We start from the raw sequence: 20,822 nt of genomic DNA on the forward strand, positions 1-20,822 counted from the left end.
ACACCCCCGCGTTGGACAGCCCCGTCCGTCCTGTTATCCTTCACCACGATCCGGTCAGCGGGCAGCTTTTAGGCCGCACGAGCTCCTTCGTTCCAGCTCGCCGACCCACCCCCCAACCGAAAACCGGGTCCTGCGCAGCCTGCTCGATCCAATCGCCCCCTGGGCACCCAAGAGGAATCCGTCGCGATGCGTGTCCTGATGCTGGGATGGGAGTTCCCGCCATACATCACCGGTGGTCTCGGAACCGCCTGCTACGGCCTCACGCGCGCCCTCTCGCGCCAGAACCACGAGATCACGTTCGTTCTGCCCAAAACCGTCGATGACGAATACACCGAGCACGTCCGCCTCCTGACCCCGCAAAACCGCAAGGCCGCCCAAGGCGACCGAGCCCCCGAATCGGTCGCCTCGACCTTCACCTCACCCAAAGTCGAGCAAAACCCCGCTCCCGAACTCGAACACGTCACCTTCAAGGCCGTCCCCTCCCGCATCAACTCGCCCTACCCCCAGGGACACCAGTTCTACGATGGCCCCCGCGAAGGCGTCGGCTTCCTCCACCCCGCCGCCACCCCACCCCCGACCAACCCCGATGGCACCCCGGACCCGCAGGCCCAGCAAAAACTCGCCGCAGCCGCGACCTACCACGGCGACATCGTCGCCGAAGCCCACCGCTACGCCGACCTCTGCCTCGATCTCGCCGCCCAAGGCGACTTCGACGTCATCCACGCCCACGACTGGCTTACCTTCCTCGCCGCACAGGCCATCGCCGCCAAAACCGGCAAGCCCATGATCGCCCACGTCCACTCCACCGAGTTCGACCGCTCTGGCGACAACATCCACCAGGGCATCTACGACCTCGAACGCGCCGGCGTCCATGCCGCCTCCCAAGTCATCGCCGTCTCACACCTCACAAAATCCATCCTCGAACACCGCTACGGCGTCCCCGCCTCCAAAATCAAAGTCGTCTACAACGGTATCGACAACAACGGCAAACCGCCCGAGCAACCCGACCCTCAGCGTGACGCCATCCAGAGCAACGAGAAAATCGTCCTCTTCCTTGGCCGCGTCACCATGCAAAAAGGCCCGGAATACTTCGTCCGCGCCGCCAAACGTGTCCTCGACGTCATGGACGGCGTCCGATTCGTTGTCGCCGGCACAGGCGACAAAGTCCGCGACCTCATCGAACTCTCCGCAGAACTCGGCATTGGCCACCGATGCCTCTTCACCGGCTTCCTCCGCGGACCCGAAGTCGACAAGATCTTCCAGATGGCCTCCGTCTACGTCATGCCCTCGGTCTCCGAGCCCTTTGGCATCGCCACCCTCGAAGCCATCTCCCACGATGTCCCCGTCATCATCTCCAAGACCTCCGGCGTCTCCGAAGTCCTCACCCACGTCCTCAAGGTCGACTTCTGGGACACCGACGAGATGGCCAACAAGATCATCGCCGTCCTCAAGCACCCACCCCTCGCCACCACCCTCAGACATCACGCCACCATCGAGGTCCGACAGCTCACATGGGATGGTGCCGCCCAGAAATGCGCCAGCCTCTACACCGACCTTACCGGCATCGCAGAACCCGCCACGCCAAGCCCAAAGCCTGACGCCGGTTCACACTCCGCCCGATAAACCACGGGCTGTTCAGCTCATCCCAACACCCGAACACCCGCTAACTCGGCGGGTTTGTTGCCTTTACAATCGCACTTGACGTTCGGCGTCGATTTGGGTAACGTAACCCAAACAGAAAAGACGATAGAAGTTCAAGAGACCCGCCAACACCCGTCGAAATCGGAGTCAGCAGAGACCGGATACCCCAACATCTTGGGGATTCACCCACCGGTCATCGCAAGATGGGATACACCTATGAACGCTCCAATCCTCATGCTCGGCCCAGGCGGAGACTACACCACCGCCTGGAACGCCCGCGACAACGGCCGCCTCGTCCCCTCCTCCGGAAGCCACACCGCCTCCGAGGGCGACGGCCATCAGTCTGGCTACCAAACCCCGAACCGCCGACGCCAGACCCTTGCCCCCAAACCCGCCCTTCGCAGCCGCCCTCACGACACCTTCGAGCCCTCGGGCCAGGCCGCCCCCGCCTACACCCTCAACGACTCCTTCGAGGAAGTCACCCTCCTCGCCGCCGCCTCAGCGTGGCTCACCGAACAGATGAACCGACTCGCCGTCGCTTCCGCATCACTCCACCGCTTTAGAAACCTCCTCACCTGGGACGCGGACAACCCGCACCACCGGCAGCGAAACCTCCTGCCCAACACGGAGCCTCACCATGAACCTCACGCCCAAACAACTCCACATCCTCAGCCGAATCCGCGACCTTCGCTTGGCGCGAGGCTACTCGCCAACGATGCAGGAACTCGCCGACGAGCTGGGCGTCAGCAAAGTCACCGTCTTCGAACACGTCGAAGCCCTCATCAAGAAGGGAGCCTTGCAGCGGCAGCCCAACAAGGCGCGCTCTTTGGAGTTAACGGATGACGTCGACCTCCCCGACGAATCCTCCGGACTCAAACTTCCCCTCGTCGGCACCATCGCCGCCGGCTTCCCCATCGAAGCCGTCGAAGAACGTGAACACCTCGACCTCGAATCCCTCTTCACACCACCCGGTGCCCCCGCAGGAACCTACGTCCTCAAGGTCCGTGGCGACTCCATGATCGACGAACACATCGCCGAAGGCGACTACGTCATCTGCGAAAAACGCAACGCCGCACGATCCGGCCAGACCGTCGTCGCCCTCCTCGACTCAGGCGAAGCCACCCTCAAAAAGATGTACCACGAGCCCAACGGCAAAATCCGACTCCAACCCGCCAACGACAAATACCAGCCCCTCATCGTCGACGCCGGCCGAGTCCAGATCCAAGGCGTCGTCATCGGCGTCGTCCGAGCCTACTGACTCCCCCCTTACTTCAACAACTCGATCACGACACGAGCCACACCGCTAGCCTGCAGAGCCCAGCCTCTCATAACTTCAACGGCCAGCCAGCACCTCTGCCCGTCACCCCCCCAGACCCGCACCCCTCGCCACCCCACATCTCCTATCATCTCCTGCCTATGACCGACCGCCCCATCGGACTCCTCGCAGGCGGGGGACGCCTCCCGATCATCGAGGCTCAGGGTATCCGCGCCTCCGGCCGGAAAGTCGCCTGCGTCGGCTTCACCGGCCAGTTCGACCCCGAACTCCCCGACTACTGCGACCACTTCGAGACCGCTGGCGTCGTCCGTCTCAACCGCTGGCTCAAACTCATGCGACGCTGGGACGTCGAAAAAGCCATCATGGTCGGCTACGTGCGCAAAACCCGCATGTACCAGCCCTTACGCATCGTCTCTAACCTCCCCGATAGCCGCGCTATCCGCCTCTGGTATCGTGTACTCCGTAACGACAAACGATCACAACAGATGCTCGCCGCCATCGCCGACGAGCTCCGAGACAACGGAGTCGAGCTCATCGACACCACCACCTTCATCAAAAATCACCTCGCCGAGCTGGGCACCATGACCAAAACCCAGCCCACCGCCGATCAGCAGGCCGACATCGACTTCGCCATCCCCATCCTCGCGCGCATGAACGACCTCGACATCGGCCAGGCCCTCGCCATCAAAGAACGCGACGTCATCGCCGTCGAAGCCATCGAAGGCACCGACCGCATGATCAAACGCGCCGGCATGCTCTGCCGCGCAGGCGGGTGGATCCTCGTCAAAGGTGCCAAACCCTCCAAAGACCTCCGATTCGACGTTCCCACCATTGGCGTCTCCACCATCCGCAACCTCCGCTACGCCAAAGGCTCCTGCCTCGTCATCACCGCCGGCAACGTCATCATGATCGACAAACAGGACGTCATCGAAGCCGCCGATGAAGCCGGCATCGCCATCGTCGGCATCGAACCCGTCGAAGGCACCAAACTCCCCATCGAAACCCTCGCCAAGTACGCACTCCCCACCGAAGACCTCCCTGATCTTCCCGATGACCTCAGCCCCAACGCACACGCCCTCGACCAGGAACACGATGACGACCAGGACGCATCCGATGACGACGAACATATAGCCGACTCAGAACCCCACCCTTCAACGAAGTAGCGCCGCCGTAAACTTCGCCCCATCCCAAGCTTCTTGACACATCTCAGCTGGCGTTCAGCCAACTCCGGGCCTCAGCCTAAAAAGCAGCTTTATGGTTTACCCAGATTACTATCTGTGTGGATAACTCTAATATATTCTTTGAAATTGTCGGTTTATCTGCTTAAATGCACAATAGAGCTGTTTGGATTCAACGTCGATAACTCGGATCGAGAGAAATGTTATGTCACATCGATACGCCGCGCTCCTCGCTCTGTGGCTCGTGGTAGCCACATGCACAACATCACCAACATCGGCAGGCATCCTCGGCGACGGCACACGTGTCCTCGACACCGAGACCGGCCTCGAATACCTCCACTCCAGATTCTCTCGTGGCGAGTTCCCCGGACACTGGCTCTACCCCAATAACTATCCGGGCACCTACCCCTGGATCCCGCCCACGCCCCCCGGCTACCGACCCGCCACCGACGCCGAAGTCCGCTCCTTACTCGCAGCCGTCGGCGTCGCCCCGGGAATCAACAGCTCGCTCGCCGCCTACACCGCCATCGACACCCTCCACACATTCATGGGGCATACATACGAGTTCACCGTTAGCCGGTTCGAGCGAACCGCCGTCTACCTCTCTTCCACCCTCACGCCCGAACCTTGGGACTCCAACCTCAACCTGCTCGGCTACACCGTCCGCGTCGATGAGAACTACAATCACACCGTTCAGACCGGCTCCATCTGGCGCACCGACGGCGCCATCAACGGCGCATCACAAAGAGCCTTCCTCGTGCTCGTCCGTAACACCGCCGTCAACCCCTCCGCCCCTCAAACGCCCGTCAACTCGGACGAAGCGTCCCGCTCATTTGTCTCAGTAACCGACGACCTCGGGGCCTGGTATGACGTGATCGCCACCCCCGGTCTCAACATCAGCATCTCCTCTGACTCAGGCATCACACGCATCGGACTCCCCGCATCCTTTTCGGATAGTGACAACCTCTTGATGTTCAACGACCCGATCCTCGGCCAGCTCAACCTCGCGCCCGGTCAGGTCATCGAACTCTCCGAGCCCGTCAACAAACTCACACTCACCGGATACAACCTCGCCGATACCGACAGCTCCGCAGCCCCGCCGCCCTCGACTCCCGGTCTGCCACTGTTCCTCACCTTCGCAGAGCCCGGTTCCAGCTTCACCACCAGCATCCCCGAACCCGCAAGCTTTGCGTCCCTCACCCTCGCCAGCCTCGCCCTCACCCGCAGGCGGTAAGGGCAGCCGACAACACAAACCCCGCCTTACTTCAGCAGCGCCGCCGTAAACTTCGCCCCGTCGCGATCTCGCTCCCAACCCTCCGCCGGACCGACCCGACGCTCATAGTCAGTCCACAACTCAAACCAGTACGCCAGAAAACGATAAGGCCTCATCGGCTCGTAGTACGCCTCGATCAGCGAGTCCAGCGACTTCACATTCGCCGGACGCTCCATCCCCTTCACCAGACAGAAGTGTCGATACGTCTCGCTGTCGATCGGCAGCCGATCATAAAACCCCAGCAGCTGCGCGATGTTCGCCGCCGCATACGGCCCGATCCCGTTGATCGTCCGCAGCTCGTCAATCACCTCACCTTCCTCCCGCGACGGGTCCTCGTACCACGCTGCGTCCACTGTCCCATCAAGCATCCCCCGAGCCACCCCGACAATCCGCTCCGCCCGATACCCCACCTTGCACCGCGTCTTCAGCCGCCTCGTCCCGAACGACACCACCGCCTCCGCCGTCGGAAACGCTCCACCCCCAACCTCCTCCGTCATCAACCGATTCATCCGGATCGTGCTCCCCCACGTCGTGTTGCACCCCGTGATCGTCTTCACAATGTCCTCCCAAAGCGTCGCCGACCGAAACACACGCCCAAACCCCCGACGACGCGCGACCTTGTTGAGCTTCCACCAACCCCGCAGGTCCTCTTCCAGCCGCAACATCCGACCCAGTTGCCACTTCGCCTCCACTCGTTCTTCCGCATCAACCTCACGGTGCCCACGCACCGACACCCTCCCGCCCGCCTTCGCCTGCGTCAGCCGCACACCCAACGGCCCCCCGGCCAGCGTCAGCACGGTCGAAAACGACCGTGTAGTCGGGTCCCAATGATTCGGAGCCAACAAAAAATACCCATACGAGCACACCGCACGCCCCAGCCGAAAACCCTCTGGGACGCTTAAAATCAACTTTGAACCTCGGTCAACCACCTTTCGACTCATTCGCGGGACGAACCTCTCTTTATTTCCCCAGTCCGACGAGCCTTCACGCCGATGTTCCGATAGAATATGCCCAAGATCGGGCAGTCCCGGTCGGGCAGCCACATCGCCCCTCACACAACCGAACGCTCGCAGACGATACCGTGGCTTGATCGTCAAGCAACCGAGTCCACACTCGGTCGCCCAACGAGGCACGGACCCCCAACCACAACTGGAACACAGACAAACGATGGAATATCTCCTCAAGCGTTTCCCCAGCCTGCGTCTCCCCTGGAGCGCCAGTCGATCCAACCACCCCTCACTCCGAGGCGGACTCGACTGGCCCGTCATCGTCGGACTCACCTTCCTCCACCTCGTCGCACTCGCCGCGCCCTGGACCTTTACCTGGTCCGGCTTCGCCCTGATGATCGTCTTTTGGTACATCACCGGCGGACTCGGCGTCACGCTCTGCTACCACCGACTCCTCACCCACCGATCCTTTACCTGCCCCAAATGGCTCGAATACGCCCTCACCTTCTGTGCCTGCGCCGCCTGGCAGGGACGACCCACCCAGTGGGTCGGCACCCACCGCATCCACCACAAACACTCCGATGAAGAGGGCGATCCCCACACCCCACAGCACGGCTTCACCTGGTCCCACATGTTCTGGACCCTCTTCCGCGAACCCGAAGGCATGAAAGCCGACGACTTCGCCAAAGACCTCCAGCGTGATCCCGGCCAACGCGTCTTCGACCGCTGGTTCGTCCTGCCCCAGGTCATCATCGCCGCCCTCCTCGTCGGAATCGGATACGCCCTCGGCGGATGGGAACTCGCCGCATCATGGTTCGTCTATGGCGTTGCCCTCCGGACCGTCTGGGTCTGGCACATCACCTGGTTCGTCAACTCCGCCACCCACACCTGGGGCTACCGCAACTTCAAAACCAAAGAACACTCCACCAACCTCTGGTGGGTCGCCATCCTCTCCTTCGGCGAAGGCTGGCACAACAACCACCACGCCGAGCCACGCTCCGCTCAACACGGCATGCGATGGTTCGAGATCGATCCCACCAACTGGGTCATCCACGCCCTCGAGTTCACCGGACTCGCATGGGACGTCAAACGATCCAACGTCCCGCACACCCACTGACCCAACACCTCCAACGACCCGCCTCAAGCCGCCCAAACGGGCGGCTTTTTTGTTCACCCGCTATCTTGTGCCCTCCATGACCGATTCTTCCAAACCCCTCCCAACCCTCAACACACGCTCCGCTGGCGTCCTCCTCCACGCCACCTCCCTAGGCGGGCACTACGGCACCGGCGACCTCGGCAAACCCGCCTTCCTCTTCGTCGACTGGCTCGAACGCGCCGGCTTCCGCTGGTGGCAGATGCTCCCCATCACACCCGCCTCCGCCGACAACTCACCCTACGAATCCATCTCCGCCTTCGCCGGGTGGGAAGCCCTCATCTCCCTCGAACAACTCATCGAACCCGGCCTCCTCAAACGCCGCGAACTCGCCGAGTTCGACAAACTCCCCGAACACACCGCCAACTTCACCGCCGCCCAGAAGATTCGCCGAAAACTCCTCCGAACCGCCTACCAACGCTTCGAACCCGCTGAAGACTTCCACGCCTTCTGCGCTGAACACCAACACTGGCTCGAAGACTGGGCGCTCCACGAAGCCATCCGCTCAACCCAACACAACAAGCCTTGGCACCAGTGGCCCCAGGCCCTCCGGCTCCGCCACAAACACGCCCTCACCGATGCCCGCAAAGAACTCGCCCCCGAAACCGGCTTCCACGTCTTCGTCCAGTACCTCTTCGAATGCCAGTGGTCCCTCCTCCGCGCGGTCTGCCGTGACGCCGGCATCGCCCTCATAGGCGACGTCCCCATCTTCGTCGGCATGGACGCCGCCGACGTCTGGGCCAACCGCAGACTCTTCGACCTCGACCGCCACGGAGAACCCAACGCCATCTCAGGCGTACCCCCCGACATGTTCTCCGCCACCGGCCAGATCTGGGACCACCCCCTCTACAACTGGAAAAACCACGCCAAAACCAACCACGCCTGGTGGGCCCAGCGCATGCGCCGAGCACTCCAACAGTTCGACGCCGTCCGCATTGACCACTTCCTCGGATTCTGCCGCAACTGGGCCATCCCCGCCTCCACCCGGGACGCCCGCGATGGCAGCTACCGCAAAGGCCCCGGTGCCGCCTTCTTCGCCTCACTCATCGAACAACTCGGACCCATGAACGTCATCGCCGAAGACCTGGGCGTCGTCACCGACCATGCCATCGAACTCCGCGACGCCATGGGCTTCCCCGGCATGTCCGTCACCCAGTTCGGCTTCGGCGAAGACAACGCCCAACACGCACCCCACAACCACCTCAAACACTCCGTCGCCTACTCCGGCACCCACGACAACGACACCCTCGTCGGCTTCTTCCGCAACGCCGAGTCCCACGTCCAAAAACGCATCCTCACCTACGCCGCCGGATCACCCGCCACCGTCGCACAGGATCTCACCCGACTCACCCTCACCTCGCCCGCCAACATCGCCATCATCCCCCCTCAGGACCTCCTGAGCCTCGGCTCAGAACACCGTATGAACATCCCCGGCAAAAAACGCGGCAACTGGACCTGGCGACTCCACCCCAAAGCACTCACCACCACCCTCGCCAAACAAATCAACCCCCTCCTCAAAGCCACCGGACGACTCGCCTAAGAAATCAAGCCCCAACGGGTGGCACACTGCACGCCAAAGACGTGCTGTGTGAAAGCACCAAGCCAGGCTTTCTCCTCTCGAAACACAAGCGCCATCAAGGCGTGATCTGCCCCAACGACGTCACCCCCGTGTTGTTCACACGGTTATACAGATCAATCGTCTCCTGATCCGTCGCCTGCTCAGGCACCCGCGCCCGAAACGACCCGTTCAGCGGATTGTACCAGTAAATCCCGCCCCAACTCGCCGGGATCCCCTCAGGCGGAACACCCTTCGCCGTCGTGTGCCACTTGTTCGCATTGTTCGACGCGTCATAACCCACCGTCTCCGGCAGCCCCTGACCAATCGGACTCGTCAGATCATTCACAAACCAGTCCCCGTCAATCAACTCCGGATACACCCCGTGCCGCGCGTAATACATCGCTATCTGATCCACCACCGCACGAACATTCGTCGCCGACGCCGCCACCCGAGCTTCCTCCGAAGCGTCCGAAAACTGCGGGACCACCACCGCCGCCAGGATCCCCAGAATGACCACCACAATCAGAATCTCGATCAACGTAAAACCAGTAAATCGCATCAGCAAGCTCCTGATAGGTCTAAAGCCATATCGACCAACAGGAGCACAACATGAATAGCAGGCTGGCCTGAACCAGCCTAAATAATCAGGAGCAAATCACAGAATAAAACCTATCAACCCACCGCCGAAGCCATCCCGCAAACCGCCGCCACATCACCCATCAATGCCCCGTGCAACCGCCGCGACACCGGGCCCACCCCGCCATCGCCCACCGCTCGGCCGTCGATCGCCGTGACCGCCGTCACATGCGTCGTCGTCCCAGCCAGAAACGCCTCATCCGCCACAGCCAGCACATCCAACCCGTACAAGGACTCCCGCACCTCGATCCCCAAACCACCCGCCAGCCGAATCAGCACCTGCCGCGTGATCCCGTTGAGAATCCGACCGTTATCCGGATGCGTCCACAACACCCCATCCTTGACCACAAAGAAGTTCGCACTCGTCGCCTCCGTCACCACTCCATCCCGGTGCATCACCGCCGCCCCATAACCCGCCTCCAACGCTCGGTTGTACGCAAGATTATTCGGCAGCAGCATCGTCGACTTGATCCAGCAGTTCGCCCACCGCTCATCCACCGCCAGCATCGCCGTCGTCTCCACCGGAGCCGCCGCAGGATCAATCGCCTGCACCGGATACACCATCGCCATCACCGTCGCCGGATTCCCCGCCTTGAACACAAACGACCTCGGCCGTGACACCCCCCGCGTCACCTGCCAATACACCAATGCCTCGCTCAACCCATGCACCCGCAGCAACTCCGCAGACACCCCCCGCAACTTCTCGACCTCAGCGTGCACCCCCTCATCCACCACCCCAATCCCCCGCAACGACTGGTGCATCCGCTCAAGATGACCCTCCAACTCGTAGCCCACCCCGTTGTACACCCGCACCACCTCGTAAACACCCTCCCCAAACAACCCCCCACGCTCCTCAACAGGCAGCACCGCCTCGGCACGCGTCACATAAGACCCGTTGAGATAAAACGTCGGCTCACGATCCAGCGTCAAGGCTTCCTGAACCATCTCTGACCTTCCCTCAAACAACCCTGCAGGCAAACTAGAAGATCCATAATATGAACCTCCGCCCCCGCGGTCGAGCCCCGCAACCAACGCCCAACCTGGAGCACCACGTGTCCCGCCGAATCATCGTCCTCACCGAAGGCCATTCCTCCGTCTACTACGCCAAAACCGCCTACTCCGTCCTCCGCTACGCCCAGGACGAAGTCCTCGCCGTGCTCGACTCGACCCAAGCCGGTAAAACCGCCGGCGAACTCCTCGGCGTAGGCGGAATCACCCCCGTCATCGCCTCCATCTCCGAAGAACCCAAAGCCGACACCCTGATCATCGGCATCGGCGTCCACGGCGGGAAACTACCCCCAGCCATGCGCCACCACCTCCTCGAAGCAGCCGAACGCGGCATGACCATCATCTCCGGACTCCACGAATACCTCTCCGATGACCCCGAAATCGCCGCCGCCGCCGAGCACGCCGGTGCCCACCTCTGGGACGTCCGCAAAAACCACGAACACGAAGTCGCCGAAGCCAAAGGCCTCGACGAAACCTGCTACCGACTCCACACCGTCGGCCAGGACTGCTCCGTCGGAAAAATGATCGTCTCCGTCGAACTCACCAACAACCTCAAAGCCCGTGGCGAAGACGCCAAGTTCGTCGCCACCGGACAGACCGGCATCATGGTCGAAGGTGACGGCACACCCATCGACACCGTCATCGCCGACTTCATCAACGGCGCCGCCGAAAAACTCGTCCTCCGCAACCAGCACCACGACATCATCATCGTCGAAGGACAAGGCTCCATCCTCCACCCCGCCTACTCCTCCGTCACCCTCGGACTCCTCCACGGCTGCCGACCCGACGCCCTCATCCTCTGCTACGAAGCCAAACGAACCCACGTCAAAGGCCTCGACCACATCCAACTCAAATCCCTCGATACCTACAAAAAACTCTACGAAGACCTCGCCTCACAACTCCACCCCTGCCAGGTCATCGGCGTAGGCGTCAACACCCGAACCCTCAACGACGCCCAGGCCAAAGACGAAATCAACCGCGTCGCCGACCACTTCCAACTCCCCGCCACCGACGTCATCCGACACAACGCCGACCCTCTCGCCGACGCCACCCTCAACCACAAATCCGAAATCGGAAAGTAACCCCCACCTCGGGTGCCACACTTTGCGCAGCAACGTGTGCCCGACCACCTTCAACCGTCCCCTTCCCCCGCCACCTGACGCCAACTCCACACCTCCGTATACGCCGCGCTTCAGCGCGTCTCCCCCCCACCCTCGGGGGCACCTATCAACCTCCTCTGCAACCCACTCAACTTCTCAGGCGTCAACTCATACGCCCGCTCCAGCCACACCCGCGTCTCATCCAAACCCGCCTCCATCGCCTCCGCCGCCCGCAACGCACTCTCACCCGCCGCCTCACGCACCTCCGCCGCGATCGTCCCCACACGCTCCTCATCAATCATCGCCCGAAGCTGGTTATAAGCCTCCTCATACTCCCCTGCATTCACGAGGTTCTGCACGATCCGGTTGTACTCCGTCCGCGCATCACGCTCCCCCGAGTTCATCATCCACACACCCGCCGCCACCGCCAGCAACACCACCACCAGCAACACCTTCAAACCCTGACCCTTCGACTCAGCCATCGAATACACCTTCCAAAAAATCACTCAACGACCATAACGCATCCACCACCACCCCACCATCAAACCCACATGCGCCACCACAATCAACCACGACACAACCCGAAACGACACCTTCCGACTCTTGTGCCGCAGCAACCGCCGCGCAATCATCGCCCCAACCCAACCCCCCATCAGCTCCAACAGATGCAACGTACCCTCAGTCGTCCGCGCCCTCCCCTTCACCGCCGCACGCTTGTCCAACGCATACAACACAAACACCACCACCCCCAATACACCCACCACCACCAGATAAACCCGAGCTTCAATCGGCATCACAGTCTCTCGAAACCCTGCCTTGGATGCGGGGGGGGGGGGGGTTAGGTGGGTTTGACGATGGAGGCCATGATCTCGGTCGGGTCGATCCCCGCCTCGAGTGCTGCTGCCTCAGCACGCCGCTTGATCTCATCCACCACCGCCAGGTGCTCCGCCGACGCCAGGCAGCTCAGATCACCCGCCTCATCCGCACCCTTTACAAACCGCTCGCACAACGCATCCAGCCGCCGGTTCGCCTCCGCCACCCGCGCCTTAGGCAGCCACCCCGTCTCAACCGCATGCACCACCGCATCAATCGACTCGTGCGCCAGCGCATGCGTGTGACAGCAAAGCAGCAAATCCACCCCCGCCTCGATCGTCCGCACCGCCGCCTCCGGCACCGAGTACGTGCTCGCGATCGCCTTCATCTCCAGATCATCCGAGATCACCACCCCGTCATAGCCCAGCCGCTCCCGCAAAATCCCCGTCAGCACCGCCCGACTCATCGTCGCCGGCACCTCATCGTCCAGCGCCTCGAACACAATGTGCGCCGTCATGATCGACGCGATTCTTGCCTCCGCCGCCGCCACGAACGGCACCAGCTCCACCGCATCCAGCCGATCCATCGCATGCCCAAGCCTCGGCAGCATCAGATGCGAATCCTGATGCGTGTCCCCGTGACCAGGGAAATGCTTCCCACACGACGCCACCCCCGCCGACTCAATCCCCCGCGACACCTCCACCCCCAGCCGCGCCACCACCCCCGCCTCACGACCCAGCGACCGCGTCGCAATAATCGGATTGTCCGGATTCGAGTCCACGTCCAGGTCCGGCGCAAAATCCAGATCAAACCCCACCGCCCGGCACTCCGCACCCAGCACCGCACCAGCCCGCCGTGCCAACTCAGCATCACCAATCGAACCCAGCGCCCGCATAGGCGGCATGTCCGTAAACCCCTCCCGCAACCGCTGCACTCGACCCCCCTCCTGATCCACCCCAAGAATCAAAGGCCGATCACCCGCCCTGGTCTTAAGCACCCGGGACAAAGCAGCCACCTGCGGGGGGGAGCCGACATTCCGTGCGAACATCACCACACCACCCACCCCGCGATCAATCAGACCCAGCACCCCCTCGCTCGGCTCCGTTGATGGAAACCCCACGCAAAAAAGCCGCGCAACCAACCGCTCCAGGTCCGACGCCATAGCTCATCTCCTCAATCAGAAAATCAATCTTCGCTGACGATCTCGATCCCGTTCCGATCCAGCAACGTCCCCGTCACCTGATAAAGCTGCGCAATCGCCGTCGCATAATCCGACAACGCCCGCACCTCCTGAACCTCCGCATCCGCCAGCCGCTGCTGCGTGTTGAGCTTCTGATCCAGCAAAAACTCAGGCGTCAACGCCACCCCCGCATCCTCCTGCTCCTCGATCGCCCGCAAACTATCCGCCGTCGCCCGCCGCGCCGCCCGCGTCGAGCCAATCAACTCATAAGCATTGATCACCGCACGCATCGCGTCCTTCACATCCAGAATCACATCCTGAGCCACCCGCTCGTACCCCGCCGCCGCCGCCCGACGCTCCAGCCGCCGCTGCTCCAGCAACGCCTCCGCCGAACGATTCCCGATCGGCTGCTCAAACGCCACGCCAAGATTCCAGTTAATGAAATCCCCCTCCAACGTGTCATCCACCGCACGCCCCAACGAGTTGGTATCCACCCCGTTAAACCCCACCCCCGTCGACAAATCCAACTGCGGCAGCCTCAGGTTATCCGCCAGCCGCTGACGCAGCGACGCATCTTTGATGTCATACAACGCAATCGCCACCTCCGGCCGACGCTTCAAGGCCGTCTGCACCGCATCCAGCGGGCTATACCGCACCGCCATCTCAGGCGGGCTGTCCGTCGCCAACACCAACGACTCACTCGCCACCGGTAACTCCGGATCACCCAACAAACGCTTCACCGTGTCCGACGCCTGACGCACCACCTGACGCGCCCGAATCACATCCGCACGACGAAGCTCCACAAAACTGTTCGCCTCCGTGATCCGCACCGGACTCACGTCAAACTGCTCTCGCTTCTTCAGACGATCACGATCCTCAACCGTCCGCTCCAGCAACCGCAACTGAATCAGCAGCTGCTTCTCCGCCGTGTACAAGTTCCAGTAAGCCTGCTCCACCGACAACGCCAACGACAGCAAGTTCTGCCGCAGCGTCTGCTCCGCCACCCGCTCCGAGTTCCGCGCAATCTGAATCTGCGTCGTGTTGATATCCCGCCCAAACCCCCGCAACAACGGCTGCGTCAGCGACACCGTGATGTCGTGATCAATAAACGACGACACACCCGAAAACTGATCCTCGTTGTACGTCGCCGATGTCACCACCTGAACCTGACCACCCGACACCAACGGCTTCCGCACCCCCACCTGACCCGTCACCGTATCCGCATAGACATTCGTGCCCGCACCAAACACCGCCGTCGCCTGACCCCGCGGCCCAGGCGTCGCCGTCCGGTTGTACCCCAGACTCCCAAACAACACCGCATCAAACTGCGCCTCCGCCTGAACCCGCTGCGCCGTCGAAATCCCCGGCCCCAGCCGCGCCACCCGCAAATCCACGTTGTGCCTCACCGCCGTCTCGATCGCCTGCCGAAGCGTCATCCGCACCCGCGCCCCATCCAATCGCCCAATCAGGTCCGGACCCACCTCCAACGGGTCATCCGCATACGCCTCCACCCCACTAAGCTCATCCAACTCCTCCAGCCGCTCATCCGTCATCTCCGCCGTCACGTCCGATTCGTCCCGCCGAACCTCCGTCACCGGAGCCCCCATCACCGTCTCCAACTGCGCCCGGTGACTGTTCAGCACAGCCTCCCGCAACGCCTGCTCCGCATCCCGATCCATCGGACTCACACACCCACCCAACCCACCCGAAAACAACAGGCAGGCCGCCAGAAGACGACGGGTCGGAACAACACAGAATAATGCGGCCATAAGTGACGCGAATATAGGCAAGCCCCCCATAACGGTCAAAAAAAACGACGTTCCTGCCCCCACCCAGCTACCCCATCTCCACGCCACGCTCTCCATCCTCCTCGCTCGCAAGCAAACCCCGCAACCCACTAGCAGACCGCCCTCCAACGGCCTACGATGAGGGTTCTCCCCCTGTCGGGGATCCGACCAGGAGTTCTCAGCATGCCACGCCCCATGACGATGACCGAAAAAATCCTCGCCGCCCACGCAGGCAAATCCGAAGTCACCCCAGGCGAAAACGTCTGGGTCAACGTCGATGTCCTCATGACCCACGACGTCTGCGGGCCAGGCACCATCGGCATCTTCAAAAAAGAGTTTGGCGAAAACGCCAAAGTCTGGGACCCCACCCGCATCCCCATCATCCCCGACCACTACATCTTCACCGCCGATGATAAGTCCCACCGAAACATCCAGATCCTCCGCGACTTCGTCAAAGAACAAGGCATCAAGTACTACTACGACCCCGACTTCATCAACACCCAGGCCGGCTCCGGCATGCCCAACCCCTACCGCGACCCCACCAAAACCTCCTACAAAGGCGTCTGCCACAAAGCACTCCCCGAAGAAGGCCACTGCCGACCAGGCGAAATCCTCCTCGGAACCGACTCCCACACCTGCACCGCCGGGGCCTTCGGACAGTTCGCCACAGGCGTAGGCAACACCGACGCCGCCTTCGTCATGGGCACCGGCAAAACCTGGCTCAAAGTCCCGCCCACCATGAAGTTCGTCTTCCATGGCGAAATACCCCCCTACCTCACCGCCAAGGACCTCATCCTCGCCGTCATCGGCGAAATCTCCGTCTCCGGAGCCACCTACAAGTCCATGTACTTCACCGGCGACGGCATCAAGTCCCTCACCCTCGAAGACCGCATGACCCTCACCAACATGGCCATCGAGGCCGGCGGCAAAAACGGCATCTGCGACGTCGACGAAAAAACACTCGACTACGTCCGCGCTCGATCCAACCGCCCCGACTGGACCGTCTTCGAAGAAGACCCCGACGCCGAATACGACTACGTCCACGAGTGGGACCTCGCCACCCTCGACCCTCTCGTCGCCAAACCACACTCTCCCGACAACAAAGACACCGCACTCAACTGCCGCGACGTCAAACTCGACCGCGCCTACATCGGCTCCTGCACAGGCGGGAAAATCACCGACATGATCATGGCCGCACACCTCCTCAAAGGGAACCAGGTCAAAATCCCCACCTTCGTCGTCCCAGGATCCACGGAAGTCCACCGCGACATGAAAGAAAGAGGACTCGACGGCGAACTCCGCAAACTCGGCGAACCCACCATCGAAGAAGTCCTTACCGACGCCGGCTGCATCCTCGGACCAGCCTCCTGCGCCGCATGCCTGGGCGGGCCCGTCGACACCTTCGGCCGACTCAACGACCCCATCAACTGCATCTCCACCACCAACCGAAACTTCCCCGGACGAATGGGACACAAAGAAGCCGGCGTCTACCTCGCCTCTCCCCTCACCGTCGCCGCCTCCGCCCTCACCGGAAAAGTCACCGACCCCCGCGAATACATCGACGCCCCCATCCTCACCGGCTCCGCCGGCGTCCTCTAAGCACAACCGCTCACAACCCGAACCCGTCCCTGCCGCCCTTCACCGGGGCGGTTTTTCATGCGGCGGTAGGGTTTAGATTGCGCCTCCCGGCCATCCTGAGGTATTCTTCCAGGAAGAACAACAGCCGTACTTTCCCCGGGGAGCCTCACATGACCACCGCCGGACGCACCCTACACCCAGCACCCACCGCACGCGCCCTACTCGCCGCCGCTCTGGCCGCCCTCACACCCCAACTCAGCGACGCCCAGATCTACCGCTGGGACAACGGCGAACTCATACCCGGAACCGAGAACCAGACCCCCTCACCGGGCGTCATCTGGTGGGGTGACCACCTCGATTTCGCCCAACTCGACAACGCGAACCTCTCCAACGCTGCGCTCATCGACGTCAGCCTCGTCTCAGCCAGCCTGATCCAGGCCAATCTGGAATCTGCCGGGTTCCCTAACTCCAACCTCAGGTCGGCCAACCTCACAAGCTCCAACCTCCGCGACGCCACCTTCGTGAGCAGTGACATCACCGGCGCCAACCTCACCCAGGCCACGATCGTCGGTGCCACTTTCGTGGACATGATCCGATTCGGCCTCACAGCCAGCCAGATCTATAGCACCGCCAGCTACCAGCAGCGGAGTCTCCAAAACACCAACTGGGCCAGCAACGACCTCTCGGGATGGAGCTTCGCCAGCCAAAACCTGAGCGAATCCAACTTCCAGGGCAACGAACTCGTACAGACCGATTTCTCCAACACCAACCTGAATAGGGCCAATCTCAGCGGTTCCAATCTCTCAAGCGCCAACCTCACGAACGCCAACCTCCAGGGCGCCAACCTCTTCAGCAGCTACCTGATAGGCACCCATCTGGCCGCGGCCAATCTTCAGAACGCCAACCTTGCAGGGACCAGGCTCATGCGAGCCAAACTCACGTCCGCCAACCTTGCTTCCGCAGACCTCAGCAGTGCCGAGTTGGGTCATGCAACACTAGACGGTGCTAGCTTCGTCGATACCAACATCACAGGCGCCAGGTTTGGACTGTTCGATGGATCGAACCAGCTCAACTCTCCACAGATATCAAGCGCTCAGTTCTACAGCACCGCCAACTACAAACATCAGACGCTGAGCCGGATTGACCTCAGATACCTGGACCTAAGCAACTGGAACTTCAGCCATCAAAGACTCGATGATGCCTACCTCGGGTTAAGTAACCTGACCCAAGCCAATCTAAGCCACGCTGATCTGACTGGGACAAGTCTAGTGGCAGCAAGTTTAGTAGGCGCAACGTTTTCCTCCTCAGACCTCACAAGCGCTAACTTGGGAAGGGCAGACTTCACAAGCGCAAACTTATCCGACGCCATAATCCGTGATGCCTCATTCGTTGCAACTAACCTCACACATGAACAGCTCTACGCGACCACCAGCTACAAGGAGCGTACACTCGGCGGAATCGACCTCAGCCGCATCAGTGACCTCACGGGCTGGGACTTCAGCAGCCAGATGATGGTCAGCGCCAACCTCTCAAGAAGCACGCTGACGAACGCTGACTTCGCCAACGCTGACCTTTCTTCGGCAAACCTCAGGCTCGCAGGACTTTCCGGAGCTAATCTCGAGTCCACCAACCTCTCTGGTGCCGACCTCTATAACGCCAATCTCGACGACGCTTCACTCCAACACGCCAACCTGACCGGTGCCAACCTCGAAGGCAGCTACATGCCCGGCATCTACCTGCAGGGAGCCATCCTGAATAACACCAATCTCAGGAGCGCCAACCTCACCAGTACCGACCTAACCGGTATCGACCTGACCAAAGCCGACCTCGACCACGCCATACTCAGTTACAGCAATCTCTCAGGCCTCGACCTCAGACGCTTCGTCGGTCTCAAAGGCCTTCACCACGCCCAGACCCTGAACACCCTCATGACCGACGCCTCGGTGTCCGACGGCATCCTCCTACCCCTCGGTAGTAACCTGAACATCCCCGATGTCCTCGACGATAACGGCATCCCGATCCCCACCGAAACCACCACGCTCTTCATGAGCCCCACCACGCAGCTGACACTCCAACTCACCACAACTGCTCCAGAACCCAGGATCATCATCGACGGACAAGCCTACCTCAGCGGCACGCTTGTCATCGATAGCGCAGAAGGCTTCGATCCACAGGATCTCACCGGTCACTCTCTCGCATTGTTCGACTGGTCGTCCACCGAAAGGATCGGTGCCTTCGACGACATCCTCCTAGGCGACAACATGATCGCGCTGCTCGACAATCTCGACCTCAGTGATTTCTATACATCTGGAAACATCACCTTCTACACGAACGAAGATGTCCGCATCCCAGGCGACGCATCCGGCGACCGAGTGGTTAACCTTATCGACCTCTCCATCCTTGCCACCCACTTCGGCACCGGAAACAACACCTTCGTCACCGGCGACTTCAACGGCGACCGCGCCGTCAACCTCATCGACCTCTCCATCCTCGCCTCAAACTTCGGCCAATCCACCACCAACCCCATCCCCGAACCCTCAACCCTCCTCCCACTATCCGCCCTCGCCCTCACCCGCCGACGCTGAAGCCATCTCTCAAAACCAAAATACTTACACCACGCCCCGACCACCACGCGGAGCCTGTTTTTCTAGCTCAGCCATGTAACGATATGTAACAATGTGGTCTATTTGTCACCAAAAAGACAGATGAAGCTTGCGGTAACACCAAGTAACACTATGGTCTAAGTAAAGCATCTGACTCCGAGTAAACCAACGCCCACGGCTCAACAAAAACCACACACCAAACGTGTGACCCAACACGAACCGCAACCACACGAGGAGAGACCACTCATCCCCTCTCTGATATTCCCTGTTCGACTCAATAAAACCCTCTTAAGCCAGACCCGTAGCGGTCAGCATCCACCTAACCCCGAATCAACACATCCAACATGGAGATTGACATGACCCGTTCATCAACCCTTTGCGCGATCGCTGTGCTGACACTCACCGCCACGAGCATGAGTGCCTCCGCAAACATCCTGCTCAACCCCGGCTTCGAAAATGGCTCCGCCGCCGACGCCAACGACTGGAACGAAGTCTCCGGTCCCGCAGGAAGCGTCACCCGCAGCAGCGAACAACCCAACTCCGGCTCCTTCTCCGCTCGCATGGAAATCGACCACATCAGTAACCCGGCCGCAGGCGCCGCCTACTTCATCGAACAGTCTCAACCCGCCGGCAGCATCGACAACTCCAAAAACTACAACCTCACCTTCCAGGCCAGATCAGCCACCACCAACTTCGACGGCATCGATATGTTCTATCAGATCCTCTGGATCGATCAGGACGCCAGCGACGGCGGCGGCGTCAAGGGCGAGTCCCTCATCCCCCTCATCCCCGCAGGTCTTAATACCACCTACCAGCCGTTCAGCCTCCTCGATATCAACGTCCCCGACGGGGCCGATGCCTTCCTCCTGCGATTCCAGGCCTCAGCTGGCGCCGTCGCCAACATCGCCAACACACTCTACGTCGACGATGCGTCACTCTCGGTCGTCCCCGAACCCGCATCAGCCCTCCTCCTCGCAACAACCCTGATCGCGCTGCGCCGCCGCGCCGCCTGAATCGACACAACCCGACCCGACCCATCGAAAGATGTGTCGGGCCCTTTTGTCAATCGTCACCGTCGTGCGTAAGGACAA

The 20,822-nt window shown here is 61.4% G+C and carries 17 protein-coding genes; 10 read left to right on the forward strand and 7 right to left on the reverse strand.

What is annotated here, in order from left to right; genetic code table 11:
- Positions 1–186 precede the first annotated feature (186 nt).
- The 4 genes from RIG82_06480 to RIG82_06495 all read left to right on the forward strand — a co-directional run bounded on the left by RIG82_06480 (position 187) and on the right by RIG82_06495 (position 5,329).
- Positions 187–1,623, forward strand: coding sequence for a glycosyltransferase family 4 protein (locus RIG82_06480; GenBank protein ID MEQ9460578.1), 1,437 nt, complete (start codon positions 187–189; stop codon positions 1,621–1,623).
- A gap of 655 nt (positions 1,624–2,278) precedes the next feature.
- The gene (lexA, locus tag RIG82_06485; protein MEQ9460579.1) at positions 2,279–2,899 is read left to right on the forward strand and encodes a transcriptional repressor LexA; all 621 of its coding nucleotides are present in this window, start codon (positions 2,279–2,281) and stop codon (positions 2,897–2,899) included.
- A gap of 158 nt (positions 2,900–3,057) precedes the next feature.
- Positions 3,058–4,080 (forward strand): UDP-2,3-diacylglucosamine diphosphatase LpxI, encoded by a 1,023-nt coding sequence (lpxI, locus tag RIG82_06490; protein MEQ9460580.1) that lies wholly within the window; start codon positions 3,058–3,060, stop codon positions 4,078–4,080.
- 220 nt (positions 4,081–4,300) lie between these two features.
- The gene (locus RIG82_06495) at positions 4,301–5,329 is read left to right on the forward strand and encodes a hypothetical protein (protein MEQ9460581.1); all 1,029 of its coding nucleotides are present in this window, start codon (positions 4,301–4,303) and stop codon (positions 5,327–5,329) included.
- A gap of 26 nt (positions 5,330–5,355) precedes the next feature.
- Here the strand turns inward: RIG82_06495 and RIG82_06500 are convergent, their stop codons facing one another.
- The gene (locus RIG82_06500) at positions 5,356–6,276 is read right to left on the reverse strand and encodes a hypothetical protein (protein MEQ9460582.1); all 921 of its coding nucleotides are present in this window, start codon (positions 6,274–6,276) and stop codon (positions 5,356–5,358) included.
- 259 nt (positions 6,277–6,535) lie between these two features.
- Here RIG82_06500 and RIG82_06505 point away from each other — a divergent pair, with 259 nt between their 5' ends.
- Both RIG82_06505 and malQ read left to right on the forward strand, forming a co-directional pair.
- Positions 6,536–7,432, forward strand: a complete 897-nt coding sequence (locus tag RIG82_06505; GenBank protein MEQ9460583.1) for a fatty acid desaturase — start codon at positions 6,536–6,538, stop codon at positions 7,430–7,432.
- Between the two features lie 67 nt (positions 7,433–7,499).
- Complete coding sequence (gene malQ, locus RIG82_06510) at positions 7,500–9,008, forward strand: 4-alpha-glucanotransferase (GenBank protein ID MEQ9460584.1); 1,509 nt, start codon at positions 7,500–7,502, stop codon at positions 9,006–9,008.
- Between the two features lie 94 nt (positions 9,009–9,102).
- Here the strand turns inward: malQ and RIG82_06515 are convergent, their stop codons facing one another.
- Together RIG82_06515 and RIG82_06520 are read right to left on the reverse strand one after the other, a co-directional pair.
- Entirely contained in the window at positions 9,103–9,585 is a 483-nt protein-coding gene (locus RIG82_06515) for a prepilin-type N-terminal cleavage/methylation domain-containing protein (protein ID MEQ9460585.1), read from the reverse strand.
- A gap of 113 nt (positions 9,586–9,698) precedes the next feature.
- Positions 9,699–10,607: an aminotransferase class IV gene (locus RIG82_06520; protein ID MEQ9460586.1), complete on the reverse strand. Its 909-nt coding sequence runs from the start codon at positions 10,605–10,607 to the stop codon at positions 9,699–9,701.
- A 107-nt stretch (positions 10,608–10,714) separates the two neighbouring features.
- Here RIG82_06520 and RIG82_06525 point away from each other — a divergent pair, with 107 nt between their 5' ends.
- Complete coding sequence (locus tag RIG82_06525) at positions 10,715–11,752, forward strand: DUF1611 domain-containing protein (protein ID MEQ9460587.1); 1,038 nt, start codon at positions 10,715–10,717, stop codon at positions 11,750–11,752.
- A gap of 110 nt (positions 11,753–11,862) precedes the next feature.
- On the opposite strand, the gene RIG82_06530 is transcribed toward RIG82_06525, so the two are convergent.
- The 4 genes from RIG82_06530 to RIG82_06545 are packed head-to-tail and all read right to left on the reverse strand — an operon-like array spanning position 11,863 to position 15,532.
- On the reverse strand, positions 11,863–12,252 hold the full coding sequence (locus RIG82_06530) for a hypothetical protein (GenBank protein ID MEQ9460588.1): 390 nt from the start codon (positions 12,250–12,252) through the stop codon (positions 11,863–11,865).
- A gap of 24 nt (positions 12,253–12,276) precedes the next feature.
- Entirely contained in the window at positions 12,277–12,564 is a 288-nt protein-coding gene (locus tag RIG82_06535; GenBank protein MEQ9460589.1) for a DUF1294 domain-containing protein, read from the reverse strand.
- Positions 12,565–12,608: 44 nt separating this feature from the next.
- Complete coding sequence (nagZ, locus tag RIG82_06540) at positions 12,609–13,745, reverse strand: beta-N-acetylhexosaminidase (protein ID MEQ9460590.1); 1,137 nt, start codon at positions 13,743–13,745, stop codon at positions 12,609–12,611.
- Positions 13,746–13,768: 23 nt separating this feature from the next.
- Positions 13,769–15,532, reverse strand: a complete 1,764-nt coding sequence (locus RIG82_06545; protein ID MEQ9460591.1) for a TolC family protein — start codon at positions 15,530–15,532, stop codon at positions 13,769–13,771.
- 201 nt (positions 15,533–15,733) lie between these two features.
- Here RIG82_06545 and RIG82_06550 point away from each other — a divergent pair, with 201 nt between their 5' ends.
- The 3 genes from RIG82_06550 to RIG82_06560 all read left to right on the forward strand — a co-directional run bounded on the left by RIG82_06550 (position 15,734) and on the right by RIG82_06560 (position 20,744).
- The gene (locus RIG82_06550; GenBank protein MEQ9460592.1) at positions 15,734–17,149 is read left to right on the forward strand and encodes a 3-isopropylmalate dehydratase large subunit; all 1,416 of its coding nucleotides are present in this window, start codon (positions 15,734–15,736) and stop codon (positions 17,147–17,149) included.
- Positions 17,150–17,298: 149 nt separating this feature from the next.
- On the forward strand, positions 17,299–19,713 hold the full coding sequence (locus RIG82_06555; protein MEQ9460593.1) for a pentapeptide repeat-containing protein: 2,415 nt from the start codon (positions 17,299–17,301) through the stop codon (positions 19,711–19,713).
- A gap of 374 nt (positions 19,714–20,087) precedes the next feature.
- Complete coding sequence (locus tag RIG82_06560; protein MEQ9460594.1) at positions 20,088–20,744, forward strand: hypothetical protein; 657 nt, start codon at positions 20,088–20,090, stop codon at positions 20,742–20,744.
- Positions 20,745–20,822: the final 78 nt, after the last annotated feature.

The organism is Phycisphaeraceae bacterium (genome assembly GCA_040222855.1).
GTDB lineage: Bacteria > Planctomycetota > Phycisphaerae > Phycisphaerales > Phycisphaeraceae > Mucisphaera.

Coding starts and splice junctions, on each gene's coding strand:
- RIG82_06480 (MEQ9460578.1), top strand. CDS start 187: ATGCGTGTCCTGATGCTGGGATGGGAGTTCCCGCCATACATCACCGGT.
- lexA (MEQ9460579.1), top strand. CDS start 2,279: ATGAACCTCACGCCCAAACAACTCCACATCCTCAGCCGAATCCGCGAC.
- lpxI (MEQ9460580.1), top strand. CDS start 3,058: ATGACCGACCGCCCCATCGGACTCCTCGCAGGCGGGGGACGCCTCCCG.
- RIG82_06495 (MEQ9460581.1), top strand. CDS start 4,301: ATGTCACATCGATACGCCGCGCTCCTCGCTCTGTGGCTCGTGGTAGCC.
- RIG82_06505 (MEQ9460583.1), top strand. CDS start 6,536: ATGGAATATCTCCTCAAGCGTTTCCCCAGCCTGCGTCTCCCCTGGAGC.
- RIG82_06515 (MEQ9460585.1), bottom strand. CDS start 9,585: ATGCGATTTACTGGTTTTACGTTGATCGAGATTCTGATTGTGGTGGTC.
- RIG82_06520 (MEQ9460586.1), bottom strand. CDS start 10,607: ATGGTTCAGGAAGCCTTGACGCTGGATCGTGAGCCGACGTTTTATCTC.
- RIG82_06530 (MEQ9460588.1), bottom strand. CDS start 12,252: ATGGCTGAGTCGAAGGGTCAGGGTTTGAAGGTGTTGCTGGTGGTGGTG.
- RIG82_06535 (MEQ9460589.1), bottom strand. CDS start 12,564: ATGCCGATTGAAGCTCGGGTTTATCTGGTGGTGGTGGGTGTATTGGGG.
- nagZ (MEQ9460590.1), bottom strand. CDS start 13,745: ATGGCGTCGGACCTGGAGCGGTTGGTTGCGCGGCTTTTTTGCGTGGGG.
- RIG82_06545 (MEQ9460591.1), bottom strand. CDS start 15,532: ATGGCCGCATTATTCTGTGTTGTTCCGACCCGTCGTCTTCTGGCGGCC.
- RIG82_06550 (MEQ9460592.1), top strand. CDS start 15,734: ATGCCACGCCCCATGACGATGACCGAAAAAATCCTCGCCGCCCACGCA.
- RIG82_06555 (MEQ9460593.1), top strand. CDS start 17,299: ATGACCACCGCCGGACGCACCCTACACCCAGCACCCACCGCACGCGCC.
- RIG82_06560 (MEQ9460594.1), top strand. CDS start 20,088: ATGACCCGTTCATCAACCCTTTGCGCGATCGCTGTGCTGACACTCACC.